Raw genomic sequence first — 8,329 nt, forward strand, 5'->3', positions numbered from 1 at the left:
CTTCCCTGCGCGACGGTTTTGCGGGTTATAGGCGCTCTCCCCGGGGATCGGCTGTCTTGCCCCCGTCGCCGGCGGATCATCATCACCACCCGCTTGACATCAGCACCGCGATGCCAGGACCACACCATTTCGCCGTCGCCTCGCTCCGTTCGTCGGCCCGATCGTGAGACCAGGCTGCAGAGCAACGCGCCCATCGCATCTTCCGGCTCGACGCTTCATGACGATCGCGAAACGTCCCTCTTCAGCGAGCCGGGATACGCGAGAATGTGCAGGTGATTTGCCCGACGTGACAAGGGATGAATGCGCGACAAACTGGCACGACGGGCCGTTGGCGCATGCGGGGCATGCAAGGATTGCCCGTCGGGCAGATCGATACGGCTGTCTCAAACAATCCCACGGAGATCGCGGCGACGGTCGATTGGATCTTATTTCGCGGTGCTATTCCCGGACGTCGATGGGGGGACCGACGATTTTCTCCCGTCTTGAGTCCACAAGAATATTTGTGCGCGATCGAGCCAAGCCGTTTTGACAACTATCGGCCGCTATCGCTTGCACGGCGATGCCCAACTCCTGAACTGGTGACAGCCACTCTCGAATGAGAGCGGGGCGAAACCATGAGTTACGGTCAGCCGGTAACGCAAGCTGCGCCGCGACTGCATTCCGAGCGCTCTCACACCGCGGTGAGCGAACGGATGTCACGTCGCAGCGTGCTCAGCACATCCTGCTCCGCAGAGCGAACGAAGAAATGGTTGCCCGGAAACGCCGTGATGGCACAGGAGACGGCGGCGTGCTCCCGCCATCCTTCCAGCTCCTCGACACCGACACTGTTGTCGCTCTCGCCGCCATAGACCAGCACCGGACAGGACAGTTTCAACGCCTTCGGCGGATCATAGGTCGCAACCGCCTCGAAATCGGCGCGGAGCACCGGCATCGCGAGCTCCATCAGGTCACGGTCAGCGAGCAGCTCTTCCGGCGTACCGTCGAGCTTGCGCAACTCCTCTATGAACTCATCGTCAGGCAGAGCGTGGATCTCCGGCTCGAAGCCGCGCAGGACGGGCGGACGACAACCGGACATCACGGCGGCGACCACGGGTTGCCTGGGGGACAAGACGCGCAACACCTCGAACGCGACCAGAGCCCCCATGCTGTGGCCGAACAGGATGATCGGCCCGGTCATTTCCGCAACGATCTCGGGAATGATCGCCTGGACGAGATCGACAATGCGGCGCGAGAGCTGCTCACGCCGGCGAAATCCCCTGCCCGGATATTCAACGGCGACGACATCGACATGCGGCGACAGCGCCACGGCCCAATTGCGATAGCCCGCGGCCACGCCGCCGGCGTAGGGAAAGCACAGCAATTTCGGGCACCCCGGTCGCGCGCTGGCATAGCGCAACAGAGATCGACTAGACGACGCCTGCACGCGACAACCCTTCATGTCCAGTCATGGCCAGCATATCGGCTGCAACCCTTCCATCATGGAACCTGACGATGCGATCAGCGACGGCGTCGAATGACTCGTCATGCGTCAGGACGATAACCAGCTTCGCGTCGCGCTTCAACGCCGGCAGCAGTGAGAGATAGAACTGCTCCCGCGATCGCGCGTCCTGATCGGCAGCCCATTCGTCGAAGATGTAGATGTCGCGATCTTCCATCAACGCAGACACGAGCAGCAATCGGCCCTTCTGCCCCCGCGACAGATCCTGTGTATTCGAGAACCTTGCGTGCTCCGTCATGACCTTGCGGTCGATCGACCATTCCCCCAGCAAGCCGCGCGCGCGATCCTCGCAGGTCTCGTTTCCGGGAATGCGCTCGAACGCATGCGCATCCTCGAACAGGCAGCTGAAGATCTGGCGATAGAGCTCGCGGCTCCGATCATCGACCGGCCGACCGTCCAGCAGGATCGCGCCGCTCGACGGCTCGTACAGGCCGGCGAGCAACCGCGCGAAGGTGCTCTTGCCGCTGCCATTTCCGCCCTTGATGAAAACGATCTCTCCGCGTTTCAGCACGAGATCCACCGGCCCGAACGCAAACGCATCGGCGGGCCCGGTCTCGCCGTAGGAATAGCACACTCCCTCGAAGCTCACCTGCCGCCACCGGACTTCCCCCGCGCCGCTCTCTCCCGCTTCGGGATCAACGGCCGCTGACGACGCAAGCACGACGCCGAGATCCTGAATCCTGCGAAACACCGCATTGACATGCCCGAGCGACGCGAACGACCCGATGGCGGCATCCAGCGGACCGATCAGGTAGATCGCAGCAAAGAAGAACTCGACATGCCGGGCGTCCGGAGAATGCTCAAACAAGAGGACTCCGATCACCAGCAGAAACACGGCCTGCCCGACATTCATCGCGATGGCGCCGGCCCATGTCGCCTGCTCGCGAAGGCGGAGAAACTCGGTCTGACGCCCGTCGATGTCCTCGGACAGATAACGGGACGTTCGGATCGCGCTCAATTTCAGCTGTTTCAGTCCGGCGATCAGTCCTCCCAAGACCTTGTCGAGGCGCTCCCACGCCATCCAGGCCTGATAGCTCAATCTGGTCGACCTGCCGACGACGGCCCAGTACAGCGGCACGCCGAACATCGCCGCGCCGACGATCACGCCTGCGCCAGCCGGCGAGAGCCAGCACATGTAGACCAGGAGGCTCGCGACCATCGCGAGGTTCGTCACCATGTTGACGAGGATGGGAGCCGCCGTCGCAATGGTCTGCACGTCGGCAGAGACGACCGCCTTCAGCCGTCCGGCTCCGATGATCTCGAGCTGGCGGTAGCGCGTATTCAGAATCGCCGTGATCAACGTCTTTCGAAGCCGGAGAATGACGGCGCTGCCGACACGGACCGAAGCCCGCGCGGCGGCCAGACGGCTGACGATCGATGCCGATGCGAGGGCCGCAAATGAGAGGACCTCGGGCAGAGCCGCCGGCGCCTGCTGGCGAACATGCGCAAAGACGTAGGCAAACAGCGCAACTGTGGTGGCGGCCGCGACAATGCTGCACCCTGAGGCCACTGCGATGGGCCCGGGCACCAGGCGAAGCAGGAAAGAGACGAGCTTGTTCTGCATGAGGATGACCTAGACCGGCTCGGCGGCCAATCTCTCGGAGACCGGCTGGGCCCCCTCGAGCTCGGCACGCAAGCGCGCGGCGATGTGGTCCGAGGCCGGATGCTGGATCATCGAGCCGTGGTTGCCAGGGACGTAATGCACGTCGAAGCCGTTCAGCGACTTGGATTGCCAGAATGTCGCGGCCCTGACGAAGTGATCCGGCGCCCTGACCGGATCTCCGTCCGGCTGGAACAGCAACAGCTTGCCGGCATAGGGCGACACCACGTGCTGCTGGAGAGCATGCAGATTGGCCTGGAACACGGAGACCACATGGGCGAACTCCGCGTCCGTCATTCCGCTGGACAGCGACTTGTGGCGCTTGGCGAGACGCAGCACATGGTCGGCCTTGGCCGCGTCGGAGAGCCGCCAGAACGAATGCCATCGCGACGTCAGCCCGCGCTGTGGCGGAATGTCCAACACGCCCATGAATGTGAGCCACTCGGTGCGCTCGACCTGGCGCCTGTTGTGCCGCCACTCTCCGGTGGAGCTCGGCGGAACGGTATCGATCAGCGCCAGCACCCCGACCTGATGCCCGAGCTCGTTCAGCTTGTTGGCAATGGCAAAGGCAATCAGCCCGCCGGCGGACCAGCCGACGAGGTTGAACGGTCCTGTCTGCTGGATCTCCAGCATGCGGGCGACGTGGTGATCCGCCATCTGATCGATCGAGACCAGCGGATCCTGCTCGCCATGAAGACCAAGCGCCTTGATGCCGTAGACGGAGTAGCCGGGCCCCAGCGACTTCGCGAGGTCGCGATAGCACAGGATGCCTCCCCCGATGGGATGAACACAGATGACCGGCGTCCCCTGCTCGCTCAGATGGATCGGGATGATGCAGGAGTAGTCGCGCCTGCCCGATCCCTGCATCTCAAACCCTTGTTTCGCCGCCCTCGCGACGGCGATGTGGGCAGCCATGACCGCGATCGTCGGCTTCTCCTCGAACAGCAGGCGCACCGGCAGATCGACGCCGAGCACATGCCGGACCTGGGCGATCAGGCGCATCGCCAGCAGCGAATGGCCGCCGAGCTCGAAGAAATCGTCATGCACGCCGACGGCGTGTAGTCCGAGCAGGTCAGACCACAGCTTCGCGAGAATTTCCTCGGCGGCCGTGCGTGGAGCACCTTCAGCCGCGCTGTGTCGCCGTTGCGGCTGCGGCAGCGCGCTGCGATCGAGCTTCCCGTTCGGCGAGAGCGGAAGCTGATCCAGAACGACGAAGGCCGACGCCGCTGGCACCATGTAGTCGGGAAGCCGTCGCTTGAGATGCGCGCTCAACGCCACCGGATCGATGGCCTTCTCGTCACCCACGACATAGGCCACGAGCCGCCTGTCGCCGCTTCCGTCCTCCTGCGCCACCACCACCGCCTGCGACACGCCGGCATGCTCGGCGAGCGCCGCCTCGATCTCGCCGAGCTCGATCCGAAAGCCGCGGATCTTCACCTGATGATCGAGGCGACCCAGATATTCCAGCTCGCCATCAGCGCGCCACCGGACGAGATCTCCCGTCCGGTACAACCGCTCGCCGTCTCCGAACGGGCTCGGCACGAAGCGCTCCGCCGTCAGGTCGGCACGGCCGAAATAGCCGCGCGCAAGCCCCACGCCGCCGATATACAGCTCGCCGGCGACGCCGACGGGCACGAGCGCGCCATGATCATCCAGAACATGGAGCTGCATGTTCGAGATCGGACGGCCGATCGGAACGCCGACGGCATCTGACTCCATACGGCACGCGAACGCGCTCACATCCACCGCAGCCTCGGTCGGTCCGTAGAGATTGTGCAGCTCGCTGCGCGAAGCCAGCAGGAACCGCGTCTTCAGCTCTCCCCCGAGCGCCTCGCCACTGCACATGACGGCGCGCAGGCTGACGCAGCGGGAGACATCCTCCGTCTCCAGGAACACCTGCAGCATCGACGGGACGAAGTGCGCGATCGTCACCGACTCGCGCTGGATCAGGGCGGCGAGATAGGACGGATCCTGATGGCCCTCGGGCCGGGCCACGACGAGCGGCACGCCCTCGATCAGCGGCCAGAAGAACTCCCACACCGACACGTCGAACGAAAACGGCGTCTTCTGCAGAACGCGGTCGCCGGGGCCGAGTCGGTAGGCCGCCTGCATCCACACCAGCCGGTTGACGATGCCGCCATGCGTGTTGGCGACTCCCTTGGGCCGCCCGGTCGATCCCGAGGTGTAGATGACATAAGCGAGATTGGCAGGACGGCTGTGGTTGACAGGCGCCTGCTTCGGCTCGGCCGCGATAGCGGCCCAGGCCGCGTCGATCTCCACCACTCGGCCGGCATGCGCGGGAAGTGACGCTGCGAGGCGCTGCTGCGTCACGATGACGGGCGCCCCCGCGTTCTGCATCATGTAGCTCAGACGTTCCGCCGGATAGCCAGGATCGAGTGGCAGATACGCCCCGCCCGCCTTCAGGATTCCGAGCAGGGCCACCACCATCTCCAGGCTGCGCTCCACGCACAGCCCCACCACCACCTCGGGCCCCACGCCAAGCCGGCGCAAATAGTGCGCGAGCTGGTTGGAACGCAGGTCCAGCTCCTGGTAGCTCAGCTGCTCGCCCTCGAACACCACCGCGAGTCCGTCAGGTGTTCGTGCGGCCTGATCGGCAAACAGCTCGTGCAGGCATTTGTCCGCCGGATAGTCGGCCTCCGTCGCGTTCCAGTCGATGATCAGCTGATGACGCTCCGCCTCGCTGAGCAGCGGAAGCTCCGACAAGCGGGCTTCCGGGGTCGACACGATGCCTCCCAGCAGGATTTCGAAGTGGTCCGAAAGCCGCGCGATCGTCGCGCGGTCGAACAGATCCGACGCGTATTCAAAGGTCCCGACCAGGCCGTCCTCGGTCTCGCGCATGAACAGCGTCAGATCGAACAGCGACGTGCGGTGCTCGCTGCCCAGAAGCCGAAGCGTCAGCGCAGGCAGCTCGATCGCATCCTGCGGCGTATTCTGCAGGCTGAAGCTGACCTGGAACACCGGCTGGCGGCTCAGGTCGCGGACCGGCTGCAGCTCCTCCACAAGTCTCTCGAACGGAAGATCCTGGTGCGCATAGGCTCCAAGCGCCCCCTCCTTCACCCGTGCCAGCAGCGCGATGAAGCTCGGATTGCCGGACAGGTCGGTGCGCATCGCGAGCGTGTTGACGAAGAACCCGATCAGTCCCTCCAGCTGGCGATCGACGCGCCCGGCGATCGGCGAGCCCACGACGATGTCCGTCTGGCCACTGTAGCGCGACAACAGAACCTGATACGCGGCCAGCAGCACCATGTAGAGCGTCGCACCCGAACGGCGCGACAGCGCCTTGAGCCCGTCCGACAACGCGCGCGAGAGCGTGAACGGCACCATGCCGCCGGCAAAGCTCGCGACCGCGGGGCGCGCACGGTTGGCCGGCAGCTCCAGCGCCGCCGGCGCGCCTTTCAGCCGCTTTGTCCAATAGGCAAGCTGGCGCTCCAACGCCTCGCCCTGCAGCCAGGCCCGCTGCCACAGTGCATAATCAGCATATTGTATCTGGGGATCAGCCAGCGGCGATGCCCCGTTCGTGCGATAGGCCTCGTACAGCGCTGCGAGCTCCCGGACCAGCACGCCGATCGACCAGCCGTCCGACACGATGTGATGCATCGTCACCAGCACCACATGGTCCTGCGGCCCCAGCCGGATCAAGCGTGCCCGGAGCAGCGGTCCCCGCGACAGATCGAACTGCTGCACAGCCGCCTCGCGCAGCAGACGATCGATCCTAAGCCGGCGCGCCTCGTCGTCCTCGAGCTCCGATAGATCGTCTCGGCCGAGCCTGAACACCGAGGGAGCGTCGATGATCTGCACCGCCTGGCCTTGCTCAGTCTCGAAGTGCGTCCGCAACGCCTCGTGACGCCGGACCACTTCGGCAAAGCTCCGCTCGAGCGCGATGGGATCCAGCGCCCCTTCGAGCCGCACGGCAAACGGCAGGTTGTAGGCCGCTCCCACCAGCCCGAGCTGATCCAGGAACCACAATCGCTCCTGCGCATAGGACAGCACCAGCCGCTCCGGTCGCGGCTGAACCTGCAACGGCGGCAGCGCCACTCCGGCGCCACTGCGCAACGCGCCCTCGATCCGCGCCGCCAGATCGCTCAGCCGCGGCGCATCGAACATCGCCCGCAGCGGCAGATCGATGACGAACTCGTCGCGCAGCCGGGACAGCGCCCGCATCGCCAGCAGCGAATGGCCCCCCAATGCAAAGAAGTCGTCATGCCGGCCAATATGGTCCAGCTTCAGCAGCTCGCACCAGATCTGCGCCAGCCGCTCCTCGACCTCGCCCAGCGGCGCTATGAAGGCACGATGCCCGAACGCTGCTGATCCCGGCGCAGGCAGCGCCTTGCGGTCCAGCTTGCCGTTCGGCGTCTGCGGCAGGGCTGCGAGCTGCACATAGGCCGACGGGACCATGTAGTCGGGCAGACGCCGCGACAGCTGCGTCCGCAGATCGTCTGCGCGCAACGCAGCGTCGCCCACCACATAGGCCACGATCCGCGTGCCGCCGCTGCCGTCATCCTGGGCCGTCACCACCGCCTGCGACACGCCGGCATGCGCAAGGAGCGCCGCTTCGATCTCCCCAAGCTCGATCCGGAAGCCGCGGATCTTCACCTGGTGATCCAGCCGCCCGAGATAGTCCAGCTCGCCATCCGCGCGCCGGCGCACGAGATCACCCGTCCGGTACAGCCGCTCGCCATCCCCGAACGGGCTCGGCACGAACCGCTCCGCGGTCAGGTCGGCGCGGCCGAGATAGCCCCGCGCCAGTCCCGCACCACCGAGATACAGCTCGCCCGCGACACCGACGGGCACCAGCTCGCCATGATCATCCAGGACGTGAAGCTGCGTGTTCGCGATCGCATGCCCGATGCTGATCCGGCGCTCGGTCGCGATCCGGCTCAAGCTCGACCAGACCGTCGTCTCCGTCGGACCATACAGATTCCAGCTCGCGGATGATCCGTCCGCGAGTCGCAACGCAAGGTCGGGCGGCAATGCCTCGCCGCCGCAAAGCACCTTCAGCGACGCGGACGGTCGCCAGCCGGCGTCCGTCAACAAGCGCCAGGTCGCTGGGGTCGCCTGCAGCATCGTTGCATCGATCGCAGCAAGCCGATCGCGCAGCCGCTCTCCGTCGACGCTGAGCTCGCGGGGCAGCACCACCACGCGCGCTCCTGCGAGCAGCGGCAGGTAGATCTCCAGCCCTGCGATGTCGAACGAGATCGGCGTCACCGCCG

The 8,329-nt window shown here is 65.5% G+C and carries 3 protein-coding genes; all 3 read right to left on the reverse strand.

Annotation, left to right across the window (positions count from 1 at the left end):
• Positions 1–670: 670 nt before the first annotated feature.
• Positions 671–1,438 (reverse strand): thioesterase II family protein, encoded by a 768-nt coding sequence (locus NLR35_RS03830; RefSeq protein WP_257165207.1) that lies wholly within the window; start codon positions 1,436–1,438, stop codon positions 671–673.
• On the reverse strand, positions 1,407–3,062 hold the full coding sequence (locus tag NLR35_RS03835; protein WP_257165208.1) for a cyclic peptide export ABC transporter: 1,656 nt from the start codon (positions 3,060–3,062) through the stop codon (positions 1,407–1,409). The genes NLR35_RS03830 and NLR35_RS03835 overlap by 32 nt, the downstream gene beginning before the upstream one ends.
• Positions 3,063–3,071: 9 nt before the next feature.
• Positions 3,072–8,329: non-ribosomal peptide synthetase (locus tag NLR35_RS03840; protein WP_257165209.1), on the reverse strand; the 5,258-nt coding region annotated here is incomplete at its 5' end.

The organism is Bradyrhizobium sp. SRS-191, assembly GCF_024586915.1.
GTDB lineage: Bacteria > Pseudomonadota > Alphaproteobacteria > Rhizobiales > Xanthobacteraceae > Bradyrhizobium.

What these genes read in the sequence shown, in the direction of transcription:
- NLR35_RS03830 (WP_257165207.1), bottom strand. Translation starts at nt 1,438, where the DNA reads ATGAAGGGTTGTCGCGTGCAGGCGTCGTCTAGTCGATCTCTGTTGCGC.
- NLR35_RS03835 (WP_257165208.1), bottom strand. Translation starts at nt 3,062, where the DNA reads ATGCAGAACAAGCTCGTCTCTTTCCTGCTTCGCCTGGTGCCCGGGCCC.